The organism is Streptomyces sp. SudanB5_2050 (assembly GCF_964272335.1).
In the GTDB taxonomy this organism is placed as follows: Bacteria; Actinomycetota; Actinomycetes; order Streptomycetales; family Streptomycetaceae; genus Streptomyces; species Streptomyces rochei.
Genome location: NZ_OZ186760.1, coordinates 4,680,040 through 4,702,113, shown reverse-complemented (window position 1 = coordinate 4,702,113; position 22,074 = coordinate 4,680,040). Strand labels below are relative to the sequence as shown.

30 protein-coding genes are annotated in these 22,074 nt (G+C 67.7%); 1 reads left to right on the top strand and 29 read right to left on the bottom strand.

Annotated features, from left to right (window positions below):
- Positions 1 to 105: 105 nt before the first annotated feature.
- Positions 106 to 942, bottom strand: coding sequence for a type I methionyl aminopeptidase (gene map, locus ACFZP7_RS21085; protein WP_385635211.1), 837 nt, complete (start codon positions 940 to 942; stop codon positions 106 to 108).
- 287 nt (positions 943 to 1,229) lie between these two features.
- On the opposite strand from map, the gene ACFZP7_RS21080 reads away from it, so the two are divergent.
- Positions 1,230 to 1,616, top strand: a complete 387-nt coding sequence (locus ACFZP7_RS21080; RefSeq protein WP_127438372.1) for a hypothetical protein — start codon at positions 1,230 to 1,232, stop codon at positions 1,614 to 1,616.
- Positions 1,617 to 1,774: 158 nt separating this feature from the next.
- Here ACFZP7_RS21080 and ACFZP7_RS21075 read toward each other — a convergent pair whose 3' ends face one another.
- From ACFZP7_RS21075 to ACFZP7_RS20940, 28 genes are all read right to left on the bottom strand, one after another.
- Positions 1,775 to 3,010, bottom strand: a complete 1,236-nt coding sequence (locus ACFZP7_RS21075; protein WP_385635209.1) for a hypothetical protein — start codon at positions 3,008 to 3,010, stop codon at positions 1,775 to 1,777.
- A 53-nt stretch (positions 3,011 to 3,063) separates the two neighbouring features.
- A complete protein-coding gene (locus tag ACFZP7_RS21070) occupies positions 3,064 to 3,714 on the bottom strand; it encodes an adenylate kinase (protein ID WP_030970269.1) in 651 nt (216 codons plus the stop codon).
- Entirely contained in the window at positions 3,714 to 5,027 is a 1,314-nt protein-coding gene (secY, locus tag ACFZP7_RS21065) for a preprotein translocase subunit SecY (RefSeq protein ID WP_019329627.1), read from the bottom strand. The genes ACFZP7_RS21070 and secY overlap by 1 nt, the downstream gene beginning before the upstream one ends.
- 241 nt (positions 5,028 to 5,268) lie before the next feature.
- Positions 5,269 to 5,724, bottom strand: a complete 456-nt coding sequence (gene rplO, locus ACFZP7_RS21060) for a 50S ribosomal protein L15 (RefSeq protein WP_019329628.1) — start codon at positions 5,722 to 5,724, stop codon at positions 5,269 to 5,271.
- A 2-nt stretch (positions 5,725 to 5,726) separates the two neighbouring features.
- Positions 5,727 to 5,909 carry a 50S ribosomal protein L30 gene (gene rpmD / locus ACFZP7_RS21055; protein WP_003974250.1) on the bottom strand — a complete coding sequence of 61 codons (183 nt, stop codon included), beginning with the start codon at positions 5,907 to 5,909 and terminating at the stop codon, positions 5,727 to 5,729.
- Positions 5,910 to 5,911: 2 nt separating this feature from the next.
- Positions 5,912 to 6,517, bottom strand: a complete 606-nt coding sequence (rpsE, locus tag ACFZP7_RS21050) for a 30S ribosomal protein S5 (RefSeq protein WP_004927232.1) — start codon at positions 6,515 to 6,517, stop codon at positions 5,912 to 5,914.
- A gap of 43 nt (positions 6,518 to 6,560) precedes the next feature.
- Positions 6,561 to 6,944, bottom strand: coding sequence for a 50S ribosomal protein L18 (rplR, locus tag ACFZP7_RS21045; protein ID WP_019329629.1), 384 nt, complete (start codon positions 6,942 to 6,944; stop codon positions 6,561 to 6,563).
- A 3-nt stretch (positions 6,945 to 6,947) separates the two neighbouring features.
- Positions 6,948 to 7,487 (bottom strand): 50S ribosomal protein L6, encoded by a 540-nt coding sequence (rplF, locus tag ACFZP7_RS21040; RefSeq protein WP_019329630.1) that lies wholly within the window; start codon positions 7,485 to 7,487, stop codon positions 6,948 to 6,950.
- A gap of 24 nt (positions 7,488 to 7,511) precedes the next feature.
- Positions 7,512 to 7,910 carry a 30S ribosomal protein S8 gene (rpsH, locus tag ACFZP7_RS21035; protein WP_007384075.1) on the bottom strand — a complete coding sequence of 133 codons (399 nt, stop codon included), beginning with the start codon at positions 7,908 to 7,910 and terminating at the stop codon, positions 7,512 to 7,514.
- Between the two features lie 209 nt (positions 7,911 to 8,119).
- Positions 8,120 to 8,305, bottom strand: a complete 186-nt coding sequence (locus ACFZP7_RS21030; RefSeq protein ID WP_003948630.1) for a type Z 30S ribosomal protein S14 — start codon at positions 8,303 to 8,305, stop codon at positions 8,120 to 8,122.
- Between the two features lie 5 nt (positions 8,306 to 8,310).
- Positions 8,311 to 8,868, bottom strand: coding sequence for a 50S ribosomal protein L5 (gene rplE / locus ACFZP7_RS21025; protein ID WP_019329632.1), 558 nt, complete (start codon positions 8,866 to 8,868; stop codon positions 8,311 to 8,313).
- A complete protein-coding gene (rplX, locus tag ACFZP7_RS21020; protein ID WP_003992365.1) occupies positions 8,868 to 9,191 on the bottom strand; it encodes a 50S ribosomal protein L24 in 324 nt (107 codons plus the stop codon). The genes rplE and rplX overlap by 1 nt, the downstream gene beginning before the upstream one ends.
- 2 nt (positions 9,192 to 9,193) lie before the next feature.
- Complete coding sequence (gene rplN / locus ACFZP7_RS21015; RefSeq protein WP_003998823.1) at positions 9,194 to 9,562, bottom strand: 50S ribosomal protein L14; 369 nt, start codon at positions 9,560 to 9,562, stop codon at positions 9,194 to 9,196.
- A 101-nt stretch (positions 9,563 to 9,663) separates the two neighbouring features.
- Positions 9,664 to 9,951 carry a 30S ribosomal protein S17 gene (gene rpsQ, locus ACFZP7_RS21010; protein ID WP_019329634.1) on the bottom strand — a complete coding sequence of 96 codons (288 nt, stop codon included), beginning with the start codon at positions 9,949 to 9,951 and terminating at the stop codon, positions 9,664 to 9,666.
- Positions 9,951 to 10,175 (bottom strand): 50S ribosomal protein L29, encoded by a 225-nt coding sequence (gene rpmC, locus ACFZP7_RS21005; protein ID WP_003974259.1) that lies wholly within the window; start codon positions 10,173 to 10,175, stop codon positions 9,951 to 9,953. Before rpmC ends, rpsQ begins: the two co-directional genes overlap by 1 nt.
- The gene (rplP, locus tag ACFZP7_RS21000; RefSeq protein ID WP_019329635.1) at positions 10,175 to 10,594 is read right to left on the bottom strand and encodes a 50S ribosomal protein L16; all 420 of its coding nucleotides are present in this window, start codon (positions 10,592 to 10,594) and stop codon (positions 10,175 to 10,177) included. Before rplP ends, rpmC begins: the two co-directional genes overlap by 1 nt.
- A gap of 5 nt (positions 10,595 to 10,599) precedes the next feature.
- The gene (gene rpsC / locus ACFZP7_RS20995) at positions 10,600 to 11,430 is read right to left on the bottom strand and encodes a 30S ribosomal protein S3 (protein WP_019329636.1); all 831 of its coding nucleotides are present in this window, start codon (positions 11,428 to 11,430) and stop codon (positions 10,600 to 10,602) included.
- Positions 11,430 to 11,777, bottom strand: coding sequence for a 50S ribosomal protein L22 (gene rplV / locus ACFZP7_RS20990; protein WP_019329637.1), 348 nt, complete (start codon positions 11,775 to 11,777; stop codon positions 11,430 to 11,432). The genes rpsC and rplV overlap by 1 nt, the downstream gene beginning before the upstream one ends.
- Positions 11,778 to 11,821: 44 nt before the next feature.
- Positions 11,822 to 12,103 carry a 30S ribosomal protein S19 gene (rpsS, locus tag ACFZP7_RS20985; protein ID WP_010036728.1) on the bottom strand — a complete coding sequence of 94 codons (282 nt, stop codon included), beginning with the start codon at positions 12,101 to 12,103 and terminating at the stop codon, positions 11,822 to 11,824.
- A gap of 12 nt (positions 12,104 to 12,115) precedes the next feature.
- Complete coding sequence (gene rplB / locus ACFZP7_RS20980; RefSeq protein ID WP_019329639.1) at positions 12,116 to 12,952, bottom strand: 50S ribosomal protein L2; 837 nt, start codon at positions 12,950 to 12,952, stop codon at positions 12,116 to 12,118.
- A 41-nt stretch (positions 12,953 to 12,993) separates the two neighbouring features.
- Positions 12,994 to 13,413 (bottom strand): 50S ribosomal protein L23, encoded by a 420-nt coding sequence (gene rplW / locus ACFZP7_RS20975; RefSeq protein WP_019329640.1) that lies wholly within the window; start codon positions 13,411 to 13,413, stop codon positions 12,994 to 12,996.
- Entirely contained in the window at positions 13,413 to 14,069 is a 657-nt protein-coding gene (rplD, locus tag ACFZP7_RS20970; RefSeq protein WP_019329641.1) for a 50S ribosomal protein L4, read from the bottom strand. The genes rplW and rplD overlap by 1 nt, the downstream gene beginning before the upstream one ends.
- A gap of 8 nt (positions 14,070 to 14,077) precedes the next feature.
- Positions 14,078 to 14,722, bottom strand: coding sequence for a 50S ribosomal protein L3 (rplC, locus tag ACFZP7_RS20965; protein ID WP_019329642.1), 645 nt, complete (start codon positions 14,720 to 14,722; stop codon positions 14,078 to 14,080).
- A gap of 17 nt (positions 14,723 to 14,739) precedes the next feature.
- Complete coding sequence (gene rpsJ, locus ACFZP7_RS20960) at positions 14,740 to 15,048, bottom strand: 30S ribosomal protein S10 (RefSeq protein ID WP_003948644.1); 309 nt, start codon at positions 15,046 to 15,048, stop codon at positions 14,740 to 14,742.
- Positions 15,049 to 15,502: 454 nt separating this feature from the next.
- A complete protein-coding gene (locus ACFZP7_RS20955; protein WP_385635207.1) occupies positions 15,503 to 16,027 on the bottom strand; it encodes a hypothetical protein in 525 nt (174 codons plus the stop codon).
- Between the two features lie 291 nt (positions 16,028 to 16,318).
- The gene (locus ACFZP7_RS20950) at positions 16,319 to 16,795 is read right to left on the bottom strand and encodes a hypothetical protein (protein ID WP_385635205.1); all 477 of its coding nucleotides are present in this window, start codon (positions 16,793 to 16,795) and stop codon (positions 16,319 to 16,321) included.
- A 106-nt stretch (positions 16,796 to 16,901) separates the two neighbouring features.
- The gene (locus ACFZP7_RS20945; RefSeq protein WP_385635203.1) at positions 16,902 to 17,510 is read right to left on the bottom strand and encodes a hypothetical protein; all 609 of its coding nucleotides are present in this window, start codon (positions 17,508 to 17,510) and stop codon (positions 16,902 to 16,904) included.
- Positions 17,510 to 22,069, bottom strand: a complete 4,560-nt coding sequence (locus tag ACFZP7_RS20940) for a DUF6531 domain-containing protein (protein WP_385635201.1) — start codon at positions 22,067 to 22,069, stop codon at positions 17,510 to 17,512. The genes ACFZP7_RS20945 and ACFZP7_RS20940 overlap by 1 nt, the downstream gene beginning before the upstream one ends.
- Positions 22,070 to 22,074: the final 5 nt, after the last annotated feature.

The window sequence follows — 22,074 nt, the reverse complement described above, 5'->3', positions numbered from 1 at the left end:
TAGCGTTCGCACGCGGACATGCGGGTGCACCAGAGCCGACGAGTCAGTCTACGTCAGCGAACCCGGAAAGGCGAAACGGGGAAGTCTGCCCCGGATACCTGATCGTTATGCGAGCGGGTCCGGCGCCGCCGTGATCCCCAGTTCGGCCAGCTTCGCCTTGCCGCCGTCGACCGCCGTCAGGACCAGCGGGCCCTGCTCCGTCAGGGCCACGGAGTGCTCCCAGTGCGAGGACCAGGTGCCGTCGGTCGTCACGACCGTCCACTCGTCCTCGAGGACCTCCGTGCGCGGGGTGCCGAGGGAGACCATCGGCTCGATGGCCAGGCAGAAGCCGGGGACCAGCTTGGGGCCCTTGCCGCGCTTGCGGTCGACGTAGTTCAGCAGGTGCGGGTCCATGTGCATCTCGGTGCCGATGCCGTGGCCGCCGTAGTCCTCGATGATCCCGTACTTGCCGCCGCCGGGCTTGGGCTGGCGGCGGATGTAGGTCTCGATGGCGCGGGAGACGTCCACGAGGCGGTTGCCCTGCTTCATCGCCGCGATGCCCGCCCACATCGACTCCTCGGTCACCCGGGACAGCTCGACCAGCTCCGGGGAGTGACCGGAGCCGACGAAGGCCGTGTACGCGGCGTCGCCGTGCCAGCCGTCGATGATGGCGCCGCAGTCGATGGAGATGACGTCGCCGTCCTTGAGGACCACGTCGTCGGAGGGGATGCCGTGGACCACGACCTCGTTCACCGAGGTGCAGATGGTGGCGGGAAAGCCGCCGTACCCGAGGAAGTTCGGCTTGGCGTCGTGCTCCGCGAGGACCTTGCGGGCGACCTGGTCCAGGTCCCTGGTGGTCGCGCCGGGCACGGCCGCCTCGCGCGTGGCAGCGTGGATGGCCGCGACGACCAGCCCCGCCTCACGCATCTTGGCGATCTGCTCGGGGCTCTTGATCTGCACCATCTGTGCTGCCGCCTCCTGCCGCGGGTTTACGTCGATCCCCTCCACGATACGCGTCCGCGCGCACCGAAGTCGGGGCGGAGGCACCCCGAACGGCCTCGCGCGGCCGGTCTCCGCCCTGCCCGCCGGGGCCGCCGAAGCTGTAGCCACGCCTGCACCCTGGGCAACTAAATTCGTTGACGAGCCTAACTGGCCACTCTAGCCTCGCAGTTGCCATCCGGCGACGCCGGCCGGCAGCACGCACCTCCCTACGTGGGCCGGTCACACGGTCCCCAGAAACAGAGGTACAAGTGATCAGGAAGACTCTGTCCCGCCTGGCCGTGACCGGTGCCGCCGCCGCTCTGGTCGGCATCACCGCCGCCTCGCCCGCCCTGGCCGCCGACGAAGGGCCCCTCTGGTACGGCAACCGGGGCACGGTGACGTTCAAGGACGACGGTGACGACATCACGGTCTGCGACGAACTGGCGGACGGCTACGGCGTCACCGGGTACCTGGAGCGGCTCAACAGCACGGGCACCGGCCTGGTCTACGTCATCAAGGAAGACGACGGCGGGGACGCCGGCTGTGACCGGTCCGACAACGGTTACGACATGATAGGCAACATCTCGCACGGCCTGGCCATCTGCTGGCACGGCACCGGCTCCTGCGTCCGCTCGAACTGGTACTTCGACGAGTAGGCCCACCCGGCACCGAGTGGTGCGAGGTCTCCACGTCTCTACGCGGACACGTAGACCCTGACGCTCCGGCCGGTACGGACGAACGATTCGTCCGTACCGGCCGGAGCTGTTGGTGTGCGCGGTCCCGGGCGCGCGTCCGCCCGGGACCGCGCACACCGTCAGCGCTTGGTGAAGACCGGGTTCCAGCGGCCGGCGTAGTCGGCCTCGGCCTTGCGGAAGCCCGAGAGCGGGGTCACCTCGTCGCTGTCCAGGCCGACCAGGATCAGCTGGTTGCGGAACTCCCCCTTGCCCGGCCGGCACTGGTCCGGGTCGCACCGCCAGGCGATGAGGTGGGTGTCGTCCGCCCACGCGAGCAGCTGCTGTCCGGGGACGACCGCGCTCCGCTCGCCGGTCTTCGCGTCCAGGACCGCCGAGACGATCCGGCCGTCCTTGCCGCCCGCGAAGCCACCGGTCACCAGCTTCCCGTCCGGGGAGGCGACCACCGGCGGGAAGATCGAGTCGGTCTTCTGCCGCTGCAGCGGCTTCGGCCTGCCGTTCAGGTCGTAGTAGTTCCTGCCCGGCTGGTCGAGCCTCTGCTCCCACAGCAGCTCGCCGTCATGGCTCCAGCCGAAGTCCTGACGCCCGGTGCCGGCCATGGCCGCGAGACTGTCCTTCTCGGCCGGGCGCTCGGCGAATTCGGCCCGGCCGGAGTCGACGTCGATGACGTAGAAGCCGGTACGGCTCTGCTTCGGCCCCGGCACCTCCTGAGCATCGACGCCCTTGGACGCGTCGCCTTCCACCCGCACCGGCGCGTCCCGGAAGAGGCCGTCCGGGTGGTGGCTGTACGCCGTCGCCACCAGGCGCTCGCCGTCCGGCGAGAACTGCACGCCGCCCACGCTCTTGTCGACCTCGATCCAGCGCTGGACCTTGCCCGTCGACAGGTTCAGCAGGCCGATGCGGTTGACGGGCAGATCGCCCTCCAGTACCGCGGCCGTCTTCATCCCGGGAGCGACGTCGAGCCAGGCCCAGTCGGTCTTCTCGTACCGCTCGGTCCCGGCGTCGTACAGACTCCACTCCCGCGCGTTCACCGCGTCCCCGCCCGGCTTCTGGACCAGCTTCGTCGTGTAGTACGCCGAGACGGCGACCTCTCCGGCGGCTATCAGCTCGCGCGGCGGGGACTGGTCCGGACGGGCCATGACGTCCGCGACCTCGGGCTGCCGCTCTTCCTCCGGATCACCGCCCGTCACGGCCAGGGACACCCCGATGGCCGCAGCGACCACGACGACCGCGGCGACCGCGAGGGCGCGGCCCCGGCGGCGGAGCGACGACGGCTGCTCCCGCTCGCTGGATTCATCGGGACATGACAACTGTTCGCGCTTGATGGCCGTACCTCCAGAGCACTTCGGGGTCCCCAAGAAGCAAGGCAGCGGCCCCCCGGCGGGGGGCCGCTGCCTTTCTGAGCAAGCTGTTACGAACCGGGCAGTGCCGCCATGGCCCGCTTCGTGACGTCCGCCACCTTCCCCATCGCGGAGACGGTGGTCACCAGGCCCTGGGCCCGGTAGTAGTCGATGATCGGCTCGGTCTGCGTGTGGTAGACCTCCAGGCGCCGGCGCACCGTGGCCTCGCTGTCGTCGTCACGCTGGTAGAGCTCGCCACCGCACACATCGCACACACCCTCCGCCGCGGGCGGGTTGTAGGTGAGGTGGAAGACGTGCGCCGAGTCGTTGCGGCAGATCCGCCGGCCGGCGATCCGCTTGACGACCTCGTCCTCGGGGACCTCCAGGTCCAGCACCGCGTCGATCTTCATGTCCGCTTCACGGAGCATCTCGTCGAGCGCTTCCGCCTGGGCCACGTTCCGCGGGAAGCCGTCGAGGAGGAAGCCCCCGGCGGCGTCCGGCTGCTCCATGCGGTCCTGCGCCATGCCGATGGTGACCTTGTCGGGCACCAGCTGTCCCGCGTCCATGTACGACTTCGCACGCAGCCCGAGCTCTGTGCCCTGGCTGATGTTGGCCCGGAACAGGTCGCCGGTGGAGATGTGCGGGATCTGCAGCGTCTCGGCAAGGCGGGTGGCCTGCGTTCCCTTTCCGGCACCCGGTGGCCCGACGAGGACGATTCGCATCAGCGGAGGAACCCTTCGTAATTGCGCTGCTGGAGCTGGCTCTCGATCTGCTTCACCGTCTCGAGTCCGACACCCACGATGATCAGGATGCTGGTCCCGCCGAACGGGAAGTTCTGGTTTGCCCCGAAACCGGCCAACGCCATTGTCGGTACGAGAGAGATCAGGCCCAGATACAGCGAACCCGGCCAGGTGATCCGGTTGAGTACGTAGCTCAGATACTCAGCGGTCGGTCGGCCAGCCCGGATGCCCGGGATGAACCCACCATACTTCTTCATGTTGTCCGCGACTTCCTCGGGGTTGAACGAGATGGCCACGTAGAAGAAGGCGAAGAAGACGATCAGGAAGAAGTACAGGATGATGTGCGGCGTCGCCCCGGTGTCCGCGAGGTTCTTGTTGATCCAGGTGGCCCAGCCCGACGTCGAGTTCGAGAACTGGACGACCAGCGCCGGGATGTAGAGGAGCGACGAGGCGAAGATGACGGGGATGACGCCCGCCTGGTTCACCTTGAGCGGGATGTAGGTCGAGGTGCCGCCGTAGGAACGCCGGCCGATCATGCGCTTCGCGTACTGCACCGGGATGCGGCGCTGGGCCTGCTCCACGAAGACCACCAGGCCGACCATGACGAAGCCGACCAGCATGACCGTGCCGAACTCGATCCAGCCGTCGGCCAGGGTGCCCTCCTGCTTGATGGCCCACAGCGCGGAGGGGAAGGTCGCGGCGATCGAGATGAACATCAGGATCGACATGCCGTTGCCGATGCCGCGGTCGGTGATCAGCTCGCCGAGCCACATGACGACGGCCGTACCGGCGGTCATGGTGATGACCATGACGATGGTGGTGAAGATGGCCTGGTCGGGCACGATCTGACCGGCGACGGTGCAGTTGGGGAAGAGCGCGCCGCTGCGGGCGGTGGCCACCAGGCCGGTGCCCTGGAGGATGGCCAGGGCGATGGTCAGGTAACGGGTGTACTGCGTGATCTTCGCCGTACCCGCCTGACCCTCCTTCTTCAGGGCCTCCAGACGCGGGATCACGACGGTGAGCAGCTGCAGAATGATGCTCGCCGTGATGTACGGCATGATGCCGAGCGCGAAGACCGTGATCTGCAGCAGCGCGCCACCGCTGAACATGTTGACCAGGCCGAGGGGACCCTGGCTGCCGGACGCCTGGTCCACGCACTCCTGGACGCTCTTGTAGTCGACGCCTGGAATGGGGATGTGGGTACCGAGGCGGTACACCACGATGATGCCGAGCGTGAAGATCAGCTTCTTGCGCAGGTCGGGCGTCTTGAACGCCCGGGCGAACGCGGTGAGCACGGTGCCTCCTGCGACCCCCGCGCTACTGCGTCAAGGGTGACGGTCTTGAGGTTCGACTGACGACAAAGTAAGTAACGGTCAACTGCCGCTCAGGGTGCCTCATGTGACGCACCCGTGAAAGAGGGCAGCGCAGGCCACCTTACCGGCGGGACCTATGCCCTTGGAACGACCAACCGGGGATACCCCTTTTGTGGGGCATCCCCGGTCGGGATCGCTCAAGTCATCGAGACGCCTGATGGGTTCAGACGAGCTCGGTGACGGTACCGCCGGCGGCGGTGATCTTCTCCTTGGCGGAGCCGGAGACGGCGTCGACCGTCACCTGCAGCGCCACGGAGATCTCGCCCTGGCCGAGGACCTTGACGAGGCTGTTCTTGCGAACGGCACCCTTGGCCACCAGGCCCTCGACGGTGACCTCGCCACCCTCGGGGTACAGCGCGGCCAGCTTGTCGAGGTTCACGACCTGGTACTCGGTCTTGAACGGGTTCTTGAAGCCCTTCAGCTTCGGAAGACGCATGTGGAGGGGCATCTGGCCACCCTCGAAGCGCTCCGGAACCTGGTAACGGGCCTTCGTACCCTTCGTACCACGACCGGCCGTCTTACCCTTCGACGCCTCACCACGACCGACACGGGTCTTGGCGGTCTTGGCGCCCGGGGCGGGACGGAGGTTGTGGATCTTGAGCGGGTTCTGCTCACCCATGATCAGTCGACCTCCTCGACCGTCACGAGGTGGCGGACGGTGTGCACCATGCCGCGGAACTCGGGGCGGTCCTCCTTGACGACCTGCGTGTTGATGCCCTTGAGACCAAGGGAGCGCAGGGTGTCACGGTGGTTCTGCTTGCTGCCGATGTAGGACTTGACCTGCGTAATCTTGAGCTGCGCCATGATTACGCACCCGCCCCGGCACGCGCACGGAGAAGAGCCGCGGGGGCGACGTCCTCGAGCGGCAGACCACGGCGGGCCGCGATCTCCTCGGGACGCTGCAGGCCCTTGAGGGCCTCCACGGTCGCGTGCACGATGTTGATCTGGTTGTCGGAGCCGAGCGACTTCGACAGCACGTCGTGGATACCGGCGCACTCGAGCACGGCGCGCACCGGACCACCGGCGATAACACCGGTACCGGGGGACGCGGGCTTGAGCAGCACGACGCCGGCAGCCTTCTCACCCTGGATGGGGTGCGGGATGGTGCCCTGGATGCGGGGGACCTTGAAGAAGTGCTTCTTGGCCTCCTCAACGCCCTTGGCGATGGCGGCCGGCACCTCCTTGGCCTTGCCGTATCCGACACCCACGGTGCCGTCACCGTCGCCCACCACGACCAGCGCGGTGAAGCTGAAGCGACGACCACCCTTCACAACCTTGGCGACACGGTTGATCGCGACGACGCGCTCAACGTAAGCGGTCTTCTCGGCGGCAGCTGCGCCGCCGTCACGGCCCTTCCGGTCCCGCCGCTCGCCGCCACCGGCACCGCCACCGCGGCGCTGGGGTCCAGCCATTGGAATTACCTCTCTCTGTTTCCGCTAGCGATACGGAACCGGCTCAGAACTTCAGTCCGGCTTCGCGGGCGGCGTCCGCCAGGGCGGCGATGCGCCCGGCGTACTGGTTACCACCACGGTCGAACACGACGGCCTCGACACCGGCGGCCTTGGCGCGCTCGGCGACCAGGGCACCGACCTGCTTGGCCTGCGCGGACTTGTCGGCCTCGCCACCGCGGATCGAGGAGTCCAGGGTGGACGCCGACGCGAGGGTGTGACCCTTCAGGTCGTCGATCACCTGGGCCACGATGTGGCGGTTCGAGCGAGTAACGACCAGACGGGGACGCTCCGCCGTACCGGCGATCCGCTTGCGGATCCGGATGTGACGGCGCTTGATCGCGGCGCGCTTGTAGGCGTCGCCCTTGAGGATCTTCTGCCCGTATGCCATGGCTTACTTACCCGCCTTTCCGACCTTGCGGCGGATGACTTCGCCCTCGTACTTGACGCCCTTGGCCTTGTACGGGTCGGGCTTGCGCAGCTTGCGGATGTTGGCCGCAACCTCGCCGACCTTCTGCTTGTCGATGCCCTCGACCGAGAAGCGGGTCGGGGACTCCACCTTGAAGGTGATGCCCTCGGGGGCCTCGACGGTGATCGGGTGGCTGTAACCGAGGGAGAACTCCAGGTTCGAACCCTTGGCGACAACGCGGTAACCGACACCGCTGATCTCGAGCTTCTTCACGTAACCCTGGGTCACGCCGGTGATCATGTTCGCCACCAGCGTGCGGGACAGGCCGTGCAGGGCCTTGCTCTGACGCTCGTCGTTGGGGCGGGTGACGTTCAGAACGCCGTCCTCACCCTTGGCGATGTCGATCGGCGCCACGACGGTGTGAGTCAGCGAACCCTTGGGGCCCTTGACCGAGACCGTACGGCCGTCGATGGTGACGTCCACGCCGGCGGGAACCGCGATGGGGAGCTTGCCGATGCGCGACATAGCTGTTTCCTCCGTTCCCTTCCGCTACCAGACGTAGGCGAGGACTTCCCCACCCACGCCCTTCTTGCCGGCCTGCTTGTCGGTGAGGAGCCCGTGCGACGTGGAGATGATCGCCACGCCGAGGCCGCCCAGCACCTTCGGCAGGTTGGTGGACTTCGCGTACACCCGGAGACCGGGCTTGGAGATCCGCTTGATGCCCGCGATGGAGCGCTCACGGTTCGGGCCGAACTTCAGCTCGAGAACGAGGTTCTTGCCGACCTCGGCGTCCTCGACCTTCCAGCCCGTGATGAAGCCCTCCTGCTGGAGGATCTCCGCGATGTGAGACTTGATCTTGGACGCCGGCATCGTCACGGAGTCGTGGTACGCCGAGTTCGCGTTCCGCAGACGCGTAAGCATGTCTGCGATCGGATCAGTCATGGTCATGAATTGGCCTTCGGCCTCTCTCGCCGGGGTTTCCTGGTGCGCCATCCCTCTCCCCGATCCGAGACGGGACGGGTGCGGCGCGGTGGACCTACGGCGTAGTAAGTCGTACGGGCGGCAGACGCCCAACCCCACAAGCCTAAGGCATGTGAGGACGGGCCTCTGCCGACCCAGATGCTTACCGAGAGTCTGAGTAACCCGGGATTACCGGATTACCAGGAGCTCTTGGTCACGCCCGGCAGCTCGCCGCGGTGAGCCATCTCACGAAGGCACACGCGGCACAGGCCGAACTTGCGGTAGACGGAGTGCGGACGGCCGCAGCGCTGGCAGCGGGTGTAGCCACGCACACCGAACTTGGGCTTGCGAGCAGCCTTAGCGATCAGAGCCTTCTTCGCCATCTCGCTCACGCCTCCTTGAACGGGAAGCCGAGGTGACGAAGGAGCGCGCGGCCCTCAGCGTCGTTGGTCGCCGTGGTGACCACGGTGATGTCCATACCCCGGACGCGGTCGATCTTGTCCTGGTCGATCTCGTGGAACATGACCTGCTCCGTGAGACCGAAGGTGTAGTTGCCACGGCCGTCGAACTGCTTGGGGGACAGGCCGCGGAAGTCGCGGATGCGCGGGAGCGCCAGCGACAGGGTGCGGTCCAGGAACTCCCACATGCGGTCGCCACGGAGCGTGACGTGGGCACCGATCGGCTGACCCTCGCGCAGCTTGAACTGCGCGATGGACTTGCGGGCCTTGGTGACGGCCGGCTTCTGACCGGTGATCGTGGTGAGGTCGCGGATGGCGCCCTCGATCAGCTTGGAGTCGCGGGCGGCGTCGCCCACACCCATGTTGACCACGATCTTGACGAGGCCCGGAACCTGCATGACGTTCTCGTAGGAGAACTCCTCACGCAGCTTGCCGGCGATCTCCTCGCGGTACTTCGTCTTCAGACGCGGAGTCGTGGTGGTAGCCATCAGATGTCCTCACCCGTCCGCTTGGCAACGCGGATCTTGTTGCCCTCGTCGTCGAAGCGGTAACCGACGCGCGTGACGACCTTGTTGCCGTCCTTCTCCACGACCAGCTGGACGTTGGAGACGTGGATCGGGGCCTCGGTGGTCACGATGCCGCCGGCCTGCGAACCGCGAGCGGTCGGCCCGGCCTTGGTGTGCTTCTTGACCCGGTTGACACCCTCGACCAGGACGCGGTCCTCGCGGGGGAAGGCCGCGATGACCTTGCCCTGCTTGCCCTTGTCCTTACCGGTGATGACCTGAACCAGGTCGCCCTTCTTGATCTTCATGCTCACAGCACCTCCGGCGCGAGGGAGATGATCTTCATGAACTTCTTCTCGCGCAGCTCACGGCCGACGGGGCCGAAGATACGGGTGCCGCGGGGGTCGCCGTCGTTCTTCAGAATGACGGCGGCGTTCTCGTCGAAGCGGATGTACGAGCCATCCGGACGGCGACGCTCCTTGACGGTGCGAACGATGACCGCCTTGACGACGTCACCCTTCTTCACGTTGCCACCGGGGATCGCGTCCTTGACGGTGGCGACGATGACGTCACCGATGCCCGCGTAGCGGCGACCGGAGCCACCGAGCACACGGATGCAAAGGATTTCCTTCGCACCAGTGTTGTCGGCGACGCGCAGTCGCGACTCCTGCTGGATCACGTCTATCTCCTGATTGTCTGCCGGTTCCCGGCAGGGGCCTCAGTACGAGGACCCCTGCCGAGCCTGGCGGAACTGACCTGCGTGGGTTTGCCCCGCAGGAATTACTTGGCCTTCTCGAGGATCTCGACGACGCGCCAGCGCTTCGTCGCGGACAGCGGCCGGGTCTCCATCAGGAGGACGCGGTCGCCGACACCGGCGGCGTTCTGCTCGTCGTGGGCCTTGAGCTTCTCGGTACGGCGGATGACCTTGCCGTACAGCGCGTGCTTGACGCGGTCCTCGACGGCGACGACGACGGTCTTGTCCATCTTGTCGCTGACGACCAGACCCTCACGGGTCTTGCGGAAGCCGCGGGCGGCCTTCGTCTCTTCAGTCACGTTGCTCTCGCTCATCAGGCGCTCTCCACCGTCTCGATGCCCAGCTCGCGCTCACGCATCAGGGTGTAGATCCGCGCGATGTCCTTACGGACGGCCTTCAGCCGGCCGTGGTTCTCGAGCTGACCCGTGGCCGCCTGGAAGCGGAGGTTGAACAGCTCTTCCTTGGCCTCGCGGAGCTTCGCGAGAAGCTCCTCGTTGCCCAGCTCGCGCAGCTCGGACGCCTTGGTACCGGCCGACATCACGCTTCACCTGCCTCGCGCTTGACGATCCGGCACTTCATCGGCAGCTTGTGGGCCGCACGGGTCAGCGCCTCACGGGCGATCTTCTCGTTGGGGTAGGACAGCTCGAACATGACCCGACCCGGGTGCACGTTCGCGATCCACCACTCCGGAGAACCCTTACCGGAACCCATGCGGGTCTCGGCCGGCTTCTTCGTGAGCGGGCGGTCCGGGTAGATGTTGATCCAGACCTTGCCGCCACGCTTGATGTGGCGGGTCATCGCGATACGGGCCGCCTCGATCTGGCGGTTGGTCACGTACGCCGGCGTGAGGGCCTGGATGCCGTACTCGCCGAACGCAACCTGCGTACCGCCCTTGGCCAGACCACGGCGCTTCGGGTGGTGCTGCTTGCGGTGCTTGACCCTACGGGGGATCAGCATGACGGTCAGGCCTCCGTTCCGGTGCTCTCAGCCGGAGCGGCAGCGGCGGGCGCCTCGGCCTTGGGGGCCTCGGCGGCCGGAGCCGACTGCTGCTGCGGCTTGCGCCCGCGACGCTCGCCACCGCGGCCACCACGGGCCGGGCGGTCGTTGCCACCACGTGCCGGGCGGTTGCCCGCACGGGCGGCGGCGTTCTCGGCGCGGACCTCGGCGATGTTCTTGACGTCGCCCTTGTAGATCCAGACCTTCACACCGATGCGGCCGAAGGTCGTCTTGGCCTCGAAGAAGCCGTAGTCCACGTTCGCGCGGAGCGTGTGCAGGGGCACACGGCCCTCGCGGTAGAACTCCGAGCGGGACATCTCGGCGCCGCCGAGGCGGCCACCGCACTGGATCTTGATGCCCTTGGCGCCGGCCTTCATCGCCGACTGCATGCTCTTGCGCATGGCACGGCGGAAGGAGACGCGGGAGGAGAGCTGCTCGGCGACGGCCTGGGCGACCAGCTGAGCGTCCGTCTCGGGGTTCTTGACCTCGAGGATGTTCAGCTGGACCTGCTTGCCCGTGAGCTTCTCGAGGTCACCGCGGATGCGGTCGGCCTCGGCGCCGCGGCGGCCGATGACGATGCCCGGACGAGCGGTGTGGATGTCCACACGCACGCGGTCACGGGTGCGCTCGATCTCGACCTTGGAGATGCCGGCGCGCTCCATGCCGGACGTCATCATCCGACGGATGGCGACGTCTTCCTTGACGTAGTCCTTGTACAGCTTGTCGGCGTACCAACGCGACTTGAAGTCGGTCGTGACACCGAGCCGGAACCCGTGCGGGTTTACCTTCTGGCCCATTACCGGGTTCCTTCCTTGCTGCTGACGACCACGGTGATGTGGCTGGTCCGCTTGCGGATCCGGTAGGCACGGCCCTGCGCGCGCGGCCGGAACCGCTTCAGGGTCGGACCCTCGTCGACGTACGCCTCGGAGATGTAGAGGCTGTCGGCGTCGGTGTGGTCGTAGTTGTGCGCGGCGTTGGCGATGGCGCTGTCCAGCACCTTGCCGACCGGCACGCTCGCGGCCTGCGGGGCGAAACGCAGGACCGCCTGAGCCTCCGTGGCATCCATGCCACGGATGAGGTCCACCACGCGGCGGGCCTTCATGGGCGTGACGCGGATGTACCGCGCCTGGGCCCTGGCTTCCATGGTTGTCCCTTCAGTGTTTGTCATGGTCTTTCACACCCCGCTGACTAGCGGCGCTTCGACTTCCGGTCGTCCTTGACGTGACCCCGGAAGGTGCGCGTCGGCGAGAACTCGCCGAGCTTGTGGCCGACCATGGACTCGGTGACAAACACCGGGATGTGGGTCTTGCCGTTGTGCACCGCGATCGTGTGGCCGAGCATCGCCGGGACGATCATCGAGCGACGGGACCAGGTCTTGATGACGTTCTTGGTGCCCGCTTCGTTCTGGGCGTCCACCTTCTTGATCAGGTGGTCGTCGACGAAGGGCCCCTTCTTCAAGCTACGAGGCATCTCAACCCGTCCTTAGCGCTTCTTGTTCGTCTTGCGGCGGCGGACGATGTACTTGTTCGACGCCTTCTTGGGCGAACGAGTACGGCCTTCCTTCTTGCCCCACGGTGACACGGGGTGACGACCACCGGAGGTCCGGCCCTCACCACCACCGTGCGGGTGGTCCACCGGGTTCATGACCACACCACGGACGGTCGGGCGAACGCCCAGCCACCGCTTGCGGCCCGCCTTGCCCCAGTTGATGTTCGACTGCTCGGCGTTGCCGACCTCGCCGACGGTGGCGCGGCAGCGCACGTCGACCAGGCGGATCTCTCCGGACGGCATGCGCAGGTGGGCCATCTGGCCCTCCTTCGCGAGCAGCTGCACGGAGGCGCCGGCGGAGCGGGCGAACTTGGCACCGCCACCGGGACGGAGCTCGATCGCGTGGATCGTGGTACCGACCGGGATGTTGCGGAGGGCCAGGTTGTTGCCCGGCTTGATGTCGGCCCCGGGACCGTTCTCGACGCGGTCACCCTGCTGCAGGTTGCGCGGGGCGAGGATGTAGCGCTTCTCGCCGTCGGCGTAGTGCAGCAGCGCGATGCGCGCGGTGCGGTTGGGGTCGTACTCGATGTGCGCGACCTTCGCCGGCACGCCGTCCTTGTCGTGACGACGGAAGTCGATCACGCGGTAGGCGCGCTTGTGTCCGCCACCCTGGTGGCGAACGGTCACACGACCGGCGTTGTTACGGCCGCCCTTGCTGTGCAGCGGGCGGACCAGCGACTTCTCCGGCGTGGACCGCGTGACCTCGACGAAGTCGGCGACGGAGGAGCCACGGCGGCCCGGCGTCGTCGGCTTGTACTTGCGGATTCCCATTTCTCAGTCCTCGTCCGATATTCGGACGATCCGGACCTCCGTCAGGAGGTCGGACCGCCGAAGATGTCGATACGGTCGCCCTCGGCAAGGGTCACGATCGCGCGCTTGCTGTCGGCACGCTTGCCGAAGCCCGTGCGGGTCCGCTTGCGCTTGCCCTGGCGGTTGATCGTGTTGACCCCGGTGACCTTGACCGAGAAGACCGCCTGGACGGCCTCCTTGATCTCGGTCTTGTTGGAGCCCGGCGCGACGATGAACGTGTACTTGTTCTCGTCGAGGAGCGCGTAGCTCTTCTCGGACACGACCGGCTTCAGCAGCACGTCACGGGGGTCCGTGAACGCCTTGCTCGCCGGGGTGACGACGGTGTTCTTGCCTTCGGCGGCGTGCCGACGCGCCTTCTTGACGCGCGCTTCCTTGGCCTTCTTCGCGGCCTTGGAGGCGATAGCGGGGTGACGGATAGCCATCAGGCCTCGCTCCCTTCGGTGTCATTGGCCTTCGGGCCGGACACGAAGGACTCGAAGGCGGCCTGGGTGAAGACCACGTCGTCCGAGACGAGAACGTCGTACGTGTTCAGCTGGCCCGGCTCCAGGATGTGGACCTGGGGCAGGTTGCGGGCGGACAGCCACGCGGCCTCGTCGGCGCGCTCGACGACCAGGAGCAGGTTCTTGCGCTCGCTGATCTTGCCGAACAGGCCCTTGGCGGCCTTGGTGCTGGGGGTCTCGCCCTCGACCACGCCGGAGACGACGTGGATGCGGTTGTGACGCGCCCGGTCGGTGAGGGCGTGACGCAGAGCGGCAGCCTTCATCTTCTTCGGGGTGCGCTGCGAGTAGTCGCGCGGCACGGGACCGTGCACGACGCCACCACCGGCGAACTGCGGCGCGCGGGTCGAGCCCTGACGGGCGCGGCCGGTGCCCTTCTGGCGGTACGGCTTCTTGCCACCGCCGCGGACTTCGCCACGGGTCTTGGTCTTGTGCGTGCCCTGGCGGGCAGCGGCCAGCTGTGCGACGACGACCTGGTGGATCAGCGGGATGCTGACCTTCTCGACGTCGAAGATCTCCGCGGGGAGCTCGACGGTACCGGCCTTGTCGCCCGCCGGCGAAAGGATGTCAACAGTGCTCATCGGTTACCTCAGGCCCCCTTGGCCGCGGTGCGGACCAGGACGAGGCCGCCGTTCGGACCGGGAACCGCGCCCTTGATGAGCAGCAGACCCTTCTCCGCGTCAACGGCGTGGACGGTCAGGTTCTGGGTGGTGACCCGCTCGTTGCCCATACGGCCGGCCATGCGGAGGCCCTTGAACACGCGGCCCGGGGTGGCGCAGCCACCGATGGAACCGGGCGAGCGGTGCTTGCGCTGGGTGCCGTGTCCGGCGCCGAGGCCCTTGAAGTTGTGACGCTTCATGACACCGGCGAAGCCCTTGCCCTTGCTCTTGCCGGTCACGTCGACCTTGATGCCGGCCTCGAAGACCTCGGCGGTGACTTCCTGGCCGAGCGTGTACTCGGAGGCGTCGGCCGTGCGGATCTCGACGAGGTGGCGGCGGGGGGTGACGTCGGCCTTGGCGAAGTGACCCTTGAGGGGCTTGTTCACCTTGCGCGGGTCGATCTCGCCGAACGCGATCTGGACGGACTCGTAGCCGTCGACGTCGTTCGTACGGACCTGGGTGACGACGTTGGGGCCGGCCTTGACGACGGTGACCGGAACAACACGGTTGTTCTCGTCCCACACCTGCGTCATGCCGAGCTTCTCGCCCAGGATGCCCTTGATCTGCTTGGTCATCTCTCAGATCACCGGCCTCAGAGCTTGATCTCGATGTCGACACCGGCCGGGAGGTCGAGTCGCATCAGAGAGTCAACGGTCTTGGGGGTCGGGTCGAGGATGTCGATCAGGCGCTTGTGCGTGCGCATCTCGAAGTGCTCGCGCGAGTCCTTGTACTTGTGCGGCGACTTGATGACGCAGTACACGTTCTTCTCAGTGGGCAGCGGCACCGGGCCCGCGACCGACGCACCAGTACGGGTCACCGTCTCGACGATCTTCTTCGCCGAGCTGTCGATGACCTCGTGGTCGTAGGCCTTGAGCCGGATGCGGATCTTCTGTCCCGCCATGGCTACTTCGTAGTCCTGTCTCTCGTAACGCTCTGGAACCCGGCAGTTCCTTGCTGCTGCCCTCCCCCTCCGACCCACGCGGTCGGGCGTGTCGCACTCCCGCTGACACAGATGCCCCTTGTTCGAACATCCCTGCTGGGGGAAGTGCGGGCCCTTCCGGAACCGCGGACCGGGAGCGAGAGGCCCACCGGGCGCCTGGCCGGTACCCCGCTGACACTTCCCGGAAGATTCCCGTACGTCCGCCCCTGATCAGGAGCGACGAGTACTGTGGGACTCGCTTCCGGTCCCCCCGGCGGGAGGCGCGCAGCATCGGCACTCGACCGAGCAACCCCGCTAGTCTGCCATACGGGGCGTGCCGCTGGCCAATCGAGCCGGAGAGAATACCCCGGGGGTGACGGAGATCAAACCCGGGCCCTTGCGGATGCGTCCTCCTCCTTCGGCGGCCCCACCGCCGCTACAACCACTCCCCGCCGTCGTCCTCCGCTTCGGCTGAGCTGTCGCGCACCACCACGACCAGTTGCACGGGCGCGTCCGTGTCGTCGTGCTTGACTCCGGCCAGGACGACCTTGCCGGAGATCCGCCACGCGGTGTGGTCGATGTAGTCCGCGCCGTCGGTCAGGTCGTCGTCGACGCGCTGCAGCCGATCTCCGGGTACACCGGCTTCCAACTGGGCGACAAGCCCGGGAAGCTCCGCGGTGGCCGCGTCGTAGAGCTCGTCGATGTAAGTGTCCGGATCCGACCACTCCTCATCGACGTCTCGGTGCCAGACGGTGAACTCCAGCTGCACCACGGGCCCCGGGCCCTGGATCCATGCATGAGCATCGGCTCGCCGCCATGTCGTCGCCCACTCCTTCGCCGGATTCTTGCGCTCACCCGTCCAGCCCGCGGCGTCGAGAACGGCCGCCGCCGCCAGTCCCGTGAGCCGGTCGAGCTCGGCCAGCTGCCGCACTTCCGCGCCTACGTCGAGCATGGGCGCCACTCGGGAAGCGAAGACAGGAAGGACTCCACCTCGTCCCGGACGTAGCGTGAGGGGTCGCCGAGCGCCCCAACGGCCGCCTTCACCTCATGAGCCAGTTCGGGCGACTGTTCCCACACCTGCGGCCTCCGGGTCACGACGGCGTACAGCAAGTCGTCGTCGTACCAGCCTCCGGCGGCCTGCGACGGGTCAGGGCAGCGCTGCCCTTCGAGCTGTTCAAGGGACTGTGCGGGATCAGCTTGCCGGGGCACCGACGGCATCCTCTCGTAGTGATCTGGCGGCGAATCGGTCGACTCAGGGGCGGTGGTGCTCCAGGAAGCCGTCGATCACGCCGGGCGGGTTGACGGCCTCGGTGGCCTCCACCTCCCAGCCGGGGCGGTCCATGTCGAAGAGGACGACGGGCAGCGCCCTGCCGAAGACTCGACGCAGGCAGCCGTCGGCGTGCAGGCTACGGGCGGCGGCGGCACAGGCGATGTCGAACGCGTGTACGAGCCGATCGCCACGTTCCTCGTCCTCCTCCTCGTCCTCCTCGTACCAGAGTCCCTCCGCCTCGGCCTCGGCCAGGTGGAGTGCGCTGCCGGTCCGGTCCTCGGGGACGTGGCCGACCCTCGCGAACCCCTCCAGCGGCCAGTACGCGTACTCCCAGGCGGCCGTTCCCTCGTGCGAGCACTCGTGGGCCAGCACCCGACGGACCTCACGACGCGTGTTGTAACCGACGGCGACGTAGGGAAACCGGGGGTCCTGGTCGACGTGGTCGACGCGGAGGGACACGACGTAGATGTCGGGACGAAGTCCAGCCGGAAACGCTTCGACCAGGTGCCGCACGCCACGGACGACATGCTCCTGGAAGCATGCCGCGGCCGTTTCGGGAGGCATGTCAGAAGCCCCAAGGGTCGGGATGGGGCTTGTGTGAGGGGTCCTCCGACCAGATGAGGCGGGCTTCCAGGTCCGCGCCCAAGATCTCCCGAAGGCGTTCGACGGCCCACCCGTTCCACTGCACGGCTCCTGGGAACTCCGGCACCCGAAAAGCGGGTAGCGCGGCGGGCACGGCTTCGGGCAGGAAGATCGTCGTCTTCATCTGGCCCGTCCCCCTCTTCGGCTTGGACGACCGGCGCCGATCGACACAGTCGATGACCTTCTCCGCCAGGAACAGGAGGTAGTCGGGCTCGGCATCCGGGTCGCTGCCTTCCGGGAAGACCGGAAGGTACCGTCCCGCCGTCGACAACTCGTCCGCGAGGAGCATGGCGACGCGATGGCTGAACACGGGGGCTCCGGGATACGCGCACGGGAACTCCGCCGGCCGCAGCCGCGGATTGCCGACCCACTCCGCGGTGAACGACTCCGGGAGGTCCGCGCGGTCCCCGGTGCGCAGCCAGCGGATCAGCCCGCGGTGGGCGTACTCCTCCAGGGACAGGGCCCGGAAGTCTCCCAGGCTCGGCATCAGACGGTAGACCGCGAGGGGCCCACCGAGGCGGTCAGTGGTCATCACGCCGTCCAAACCGCGCCAGGCCCCGGTGCGCCGGTGGCCAGCTCCCCCTCGACCTGGCGACCGATGCCGCGCAGCTCCCGACGGAGCTGGGCGCGGATGGCACGGACACCCATTCCCTGGTCCACGCCATCACGCACGACCTGTTCGAGGTGTTGGTTGACTCGGCGCAGGAAGGGCTCACGGTGGGTGTAGTTGTGGGGCGACGGGTGACCGAGCGGGATTCCGTTGGCCGCGTCGTTGACATCGACTCCATACCTCTCCAGCAGTGCACGACTGCGGGCTCCGGGTACCCAGTGGCCCGCAGTGCCTCCGGACGGAACGATATGGGCAGCGGCATGGCCGCGCGGAACCTGGCGCCCCTCGAGCCTCATGTTCCTCCGCAGTCTCCGTGCGTTCTGCCGACACGTGAGAAGGCCCAGGTAGTCGATCCAGAGCAGCGGGTTCAGGGCGTAGCGGTACGGATTCGGGCCGGCCTCCGTCCCCAAGGGGTCGGGACTGATATAGGCCCCCGTCGCCGGGTCGTACAGCCGGAAATAGTTGTGGTGGAGCCCTGTCTCCTCGTCGAAGTACTGCCCGGGAAAGCGCAGCGGCGTGTACGCCGTGGCGTCCGGGTCGGGGGCAGTGAGTCCCCAGAGTGTGCCCTTGGAGCGCCACACGAGGTCGCCCTCTTCGGAGACGAGCTCAGTCGGCGTACCGACGAGATCGGTGACGACGGCAAAGAACCGTTCGTCGACGACTTCCTGAGGGGCGTGGGCCAGTGTGACGCGTTCGGTCTGCGCGACGGGGCGCACTCCTTCGCGGTCCCAGGTGAGCGAGTGCTCCTCCGGACCGTCGTGCGTGCGCGTGCTCTGCTCCACCAGGTGCGGGCCGTCCCAGGTGAAGCGGGTCTCCTCCACCACCGTCGTTCCGTCGGTGTCCATGCGGAACTTCGCGACGCGGCGCCCGAGGGAGTCGTATCGGTAGCGCCACAGCGTCCCGTCGGGCGTGACTACGGAGATCAGGCGGTCCTCGGCGTCCCAGGTGTAACGCCAGACGTCGGGTTTGCGGGAGAGACGGATCTTACGGCGAATGGTCACGCGGCCCGCCGCGTCGTACTCGTAGCGGACCGAACCGGCTCGCAAGACCCGGTGACCCGAGTGTTCGCGCTCCCCGCGCTCTTCCGGGACGGGCTGCCCCTCGGGCCACGACGCCCAGGTCTGGTTGCCCGCCTCGTCGTACGCGTAGGTCTCGGTCCAGTCCGGCGCGCGGACGGCGGTGACGCGTCCCATCGTGTCGACGTCGAACGTGCGCCGTCCGGCTCCCTGTTCGTCCAGCGCCGTCACGCAGCCGTCGGCCCGGTAGGTGTACGTCTGCTGCTTGAGGGGCCTGGCCGGCGGCGCGCCGGACACCGTCTGGCCCGTGAGACGGTCCTCGGTGTCCCAGGACTGCGCGAGGACGAGGCCGGACCGTCCCAGCCGCCGCGTGGTCTCCCGTCCGGCGGCGTCGTACGAGGAGACCAGGGCCCGTCCGGAGGCGGTGAGAACGGTGCGGTTGCCCGCCGCGTCGTATGCGTAGCGGGTGGTGACTCCGCTCGGCGTCGTACGGCGCGTCCGCCGGCCGAGCCCGTCGTACTCCGTCGTAGTCGCGCGCCCGTCGATCGATTCGCTCGTGATGCGTCCGGCGGCGTCGTAGACGTAGCCGAGCGTGGCGTCCGCTCCGGTGGCGCCGAGGAGCCGACCGGCGGCGTCGTGGGTGAAGACGGTCGTGGCCGAGTCGTCGACCGTCTTCTCCACCTGGTTGCCCACGCTGTCGTAGCGGAAGGCCGTCGTCTGACCCAGCGGGTTGGTACGGCTGAGCAGTTGCCCGGCCGCGTCGTACACGTACGTCAGCGTCCGGCCCTCGAAGTCCGTCTCCGCGACCAGTCGGCCTGCCGCATCGTGCACGTAGTCCCAGGTGGCTCCTCGCGGACCACCGACCTGGACGAGACGCAGCTCGGTGTCGTGGACGAAGTCGTACCGGGCGCCGTCGGATGTCGTCCGGGACGTCAGCAGGTCGAACGGGCCATAGGTGAAGCGGGTGACCTGGCCCAGCGCGTCGGTGTGGGCGACGCAGTTTCCCTCGCCGTCGTAGGTCCAGTGTTCACCGTTGCCGTCCGGGTCGCGCCGGGATGCCTGATGGCCCTCGATGGTCCAGGTCGTCACGGTGGTCGAACCCAGGGGATCGGTGACGGTGGCACTGCGGCCGAAGGTGTCGTAGGTGTAGTGCCAGACGGATCCGAGCGGGTCCGTCGCGGACAGTGGCTGCCCGGCCGCGTTGTTGGTGAAGGACTGCACCGCTCCCAGTTGGTCGGTGAGAGAGGTGAGGGCACCCGTCCTGTCGTGGGTGAACGTCACGGTCGATCCGTCGGGTTGGGTCACGGCCGTGCAGTTGCCCCGGTCGTCCCACTCCTGGCGGACCACTGACCCGTCGTAGCCGGTCAGCTCGACGAGAAGGTTGAGCTCGTTGAATCGCGCGGTGGAGGTGGAGCCGTCGGGCAGGTGGATGGCTTCGAGATTCCCGGCCGCGTCCCACTCCATCCGGGTGGTCCGGCCCAGCGGGTCGGTACGGGAGACGAGTTGATCGCGCCGGTTCCATTCCTGCCGGACCACGTGCCCCAGCGAATCCGTCTCGGCGACCAGTTGGAAGGCATCGTTGAACTGGTAGACCGTGATGTGGCCCAGCGAGTCGACGGCGGTGGTGCGGTGCGCCTCGTCGTCATAGGTGAACGTGTAGTCCAGGAACCCGTTGGTCCCCTGGCCGGCGGTGCAGCGTCCGGCGTCGTCGTAGGCGAAGCGGTACCAGGCTCCGTTCCGGTCCTCCCAGCGCGTCATGCGGCGACGCTCGTCGTAGTAGAAGCGCAGCGGGAGACCCGAGGAGTTGATGACCGAGGCGAGGTTGCCGACCGTGTCGTAACCGTAGCGGATCAGAACGGGCCGTTCCGGATCGCTGTCCAGGGACAACGCTGTGATCCTGCCGCTTTCACAGGTCACGCCGATGCGGTATCCGCCGTGGTGTGCGATCTCCTCCGGAGTGCCGTCGGCCGTGTACGAGACCCTGATCGTGTTGTCGTTGCGGTCCCTGATGGCCATGAGCGGGAGTTCGGCGGGCGGGCACTGCGGCAGGGGCCGGAAGACCATGGTCCGCCCGTCCTCGGGACGGTGCACGGTGACCTCGCCCTCGGGAGTGCCGTCCCAGGCCATGGGCCACGGCGGGCCCTCGACCGGGAGTACGGGCACGTCGGGCTCCGGAACCGGGTAGGTAAGGATCATTCCGTCCTCGGCCACGTAGCGCACCCCGGACGGGTCCAGGACGAGACGCTGGTCGAGTGTCGTGGTCCAGGTCCGTCCGAGCAGCCGCCCACCCTGAGTGCCGGTGCGGTAGTGCCGTTCGAAGAGCAGCGGCAGCATCCCGTCCAAGGACACATCGGTCGCCGACATGACCATCTCGCCGGTGGCCATGTCGACCGGGTCGCCGCGCGTCAGCAGCTTCTTCATCTGCCGGCCGAGCGACCGAGTGCTCCTGCCCAGCCCCTTCACACCGAGAGCCATGCCTTTGAGCCCGGTCTTGCCCAGTGCCTTCGCGCCCTTGGCGAGTCCGCCCAGCGTGGTCAGGCCCTTCATGCCGGGTATGCAGTCCAGGGCAGCGAGCCCCACGTCCCACAGGGACGCTTGCCCCTTGCTGTATTTGTAGAGCGTGTCGGCCAGGACGACGAGGGCGGCGACCAGCACGATCGCGCCGAGGATCGGGCCGCCGATGATCATCGCGACGATGCCGACGACCGCGACGACGACCTTGCAGACGGCGACGATCTCGTCCCAGTTGTCGGTGAACCAGTCGCCGACCTCCTCCCACCAGGAGCGGTTCTGGATGCCGGCGTCCGACGCCTCGTCGATCTTCGTCTTGGCCTCGCGGGCCGCGTCCTCGCGCATCTTGCGCGCGTCCTCGGCCATCTTCTTCGCCGCGTCCAGCGCGCTCTGCGCGTCGTTCACGGCCGACTGGGCGTTGGTCTGGGCGGTCTTGGCGTGCTGGACGTCGCGGGTGGCGGCGCGGACCTTCGCCTCGTCGGGCTTGTCGGCGTCCGACTTGCTGCCGGTCGGGTCGTCCTTGTACTTGTCGGCCTCCTTCGACGCCCGCGTCACCCAGGACTCGGCCGAGGACAGCCTCGACTGGGCGGAGGTGAGGTCCTCGCGGGCCTCACGCGCCTTGCGCAGCGCCTTGTCCGCCAGGGCCTGCGCCCGCTCCAGCTTCGGCCAGAAGTCGGCGAGGGCGTCGCCGCACATGCCGTAGGACTTCTCGAGCTTCTTCAGGTTCTTCGGTACGCCGGAGAACTCCTCCTTGAAGACGGTGGCCGACTTGCCCGCCCACTCCTCGAGCGCGCCATCCCCCGCCATGCCCTTCACCAGACGCAGCGCCTCGGACACGTCGTCGGCGAAGTCGTGCAACGTCTTCGCGAGCGTGCGCACCCGCTGCGGATCACCGGGGGTCGGGTCCTTGTCCAGGTCCAGGACATGCCAGTCACTCGGCCTGTGGCCCGCCATTCCGC

Coding starts and splice junctions, on each gene's coding strand:
- rplD (WP_019329641.1), bottom strand. CDS start 14,069: ATGAGCACTGTTGACATCCTTTCGCCGGCGGGCGACAAGGCCGGTACC.
- rplB (WP_019329639.1), bottom strand. CDS start 12,952: ATGGGAATCCGCAAGTACAAGCCGACGACGCCGGGCCGCCGTGGCTCC.
- rpmC (WP_003974259.1), bottom strand. CDS start 10,175: ATGTCGGCCGGTACCAAGGCGTCCGAGCTGCGCGAGCTGGGCAACGAG.
- map (WP_385635211.1), bottom strand. CDS start 942: ATGGTGCAGATCAAGAGCCCCGAGCAGATCGCCAAGATGCGTGAGGCG.
- rpsQ (WP_019329634.1), bottom strand. CDS start 9,951: ATGAGCGAGAGCAACGTGACTGAAGAGACGAAGGCCGCCCGCGGCTTC.
- rpmD (WP_003974250.1), bottom strand. CDS start 5,909: ATGGCGCAGCTCAAGATTACGCAGGTCAAGTCCTACATCGGCAGCAAG.
- rplE (WP_019329632.1), bottom strand. CDS start 8,868: ATGGCTACCACCACGACTCCGCGTCTGAAGACGAAGTACCGCGAGGAG.
- rplF (WP_019329630.1), bottom strand. CDS start 7,487: ATGTCGCGCATCGGCAAGCTCCCCATCGCGGTTCCCGCCGGCGTGGAC.
- rplP (WP_019329635.1), bottom strand. CDS start 10,594: ATGCTGATCCCCCGTAGGGTCAAGCACCGCAAGCAGCACCACCCGAAG.
- ACFZP7_RS20940 (WP_385635201.1), bottom strand. CDS start 22,069: ATGGCGGGCCACAGGCCGAGTGACTGGCATGTCCTGGACCTGGACAAG.
- rplV (WP_019329637.1), bottom strand. CDS start 11,777: ATGGAAGCCAGGGCCCAGGCGCGGTACATCCGCGTCACGCCCATGAAG.
- rpsC (WP_019329636.1), bottom strand. CDS start 11,430: ATGGGCCAGAAGGTAAACCCGCACGGGTTCCGGCTCGGTGTCACGACC.
- rplC (WP_019329642.1), bottom strand. CDS start 14,722: ATGACCAAGCAGATCAAGGGCATCCTGGGCGAGAAGCTCGGCATGACG.
- rpsE (WP_004927232.1), bottom strand. CDS start 6,517: ATGGCTGGACCCCAGCGCCGCGGTGGCGGTGCCGGTGGCGGCGAGCGG.
- rplX (WP_003992365.1), bottom strand. CDS start 9,191: ATGAAGATCAAGAAGGGCGACCTGGTTCAGGTCATCACCGGTAAGGAC.
- rpsJ (WP_003948644.1), bottom strand. CDS start 15,048: ATGGCGGGACAGAAGATCCGCATCCGGCTCAAGGCCTACGACCACGAG.
- ACFZP7_RS21070 (WP_030970269.1), bottom strand. CDS start 3,714: ATGCGAATCGTCCTCGTCGGGCCACCGGGTGCCGGAAAGGGAACGCAG.
- rplR (WP_019329629.1), bottom strand. CDS start 6,944: ATGGCATACGGGCAGAAGATCCTCAAGGGCGACGCCTACAAGCGCGCC.
- rpsH (WP_007384075.1), bottom strand. CDS start 7,910: ATGACCATGACTGATCCGATCGCAGACATGCTTACGCGTCTGCGGAAC.
- ACFZP7_RS20945 (WP_385635203.1), bottom strand. CDS start 17,510: ATGACCACTGACCGCCTCGGTGGGCCCCTCGCGGTCTACCGTCTGATG.
- rpsS (WP_010036728.1), bottom strand. CDS start 12,103: ATGCCTCGTAGCTTGAAGAAGGGGCCCTTCGTCGACGACCACCTGATC.
- rplW (WP_019329640.1), bottom strand. CDS start 13,413: ATGGCTATCCGTCACCCCGCTATCGCCTCCAAGGCCGCGAAGAAGGCC.
- rplO (WP_019329628.1), bottom strand. CDS start 5,724: ATGGGTGAGCAGAACCCGCTCAAGATCCACAACCTCCGTCCCGCCCCG.
- ACFZP7_RS21030 (WP_003948630.1), bottom strand. CDS start 8,305: ATGGCGAAGAAGGCTCTGATCGCTAAGGCTGCTCGCAAGCCCAAGTTC.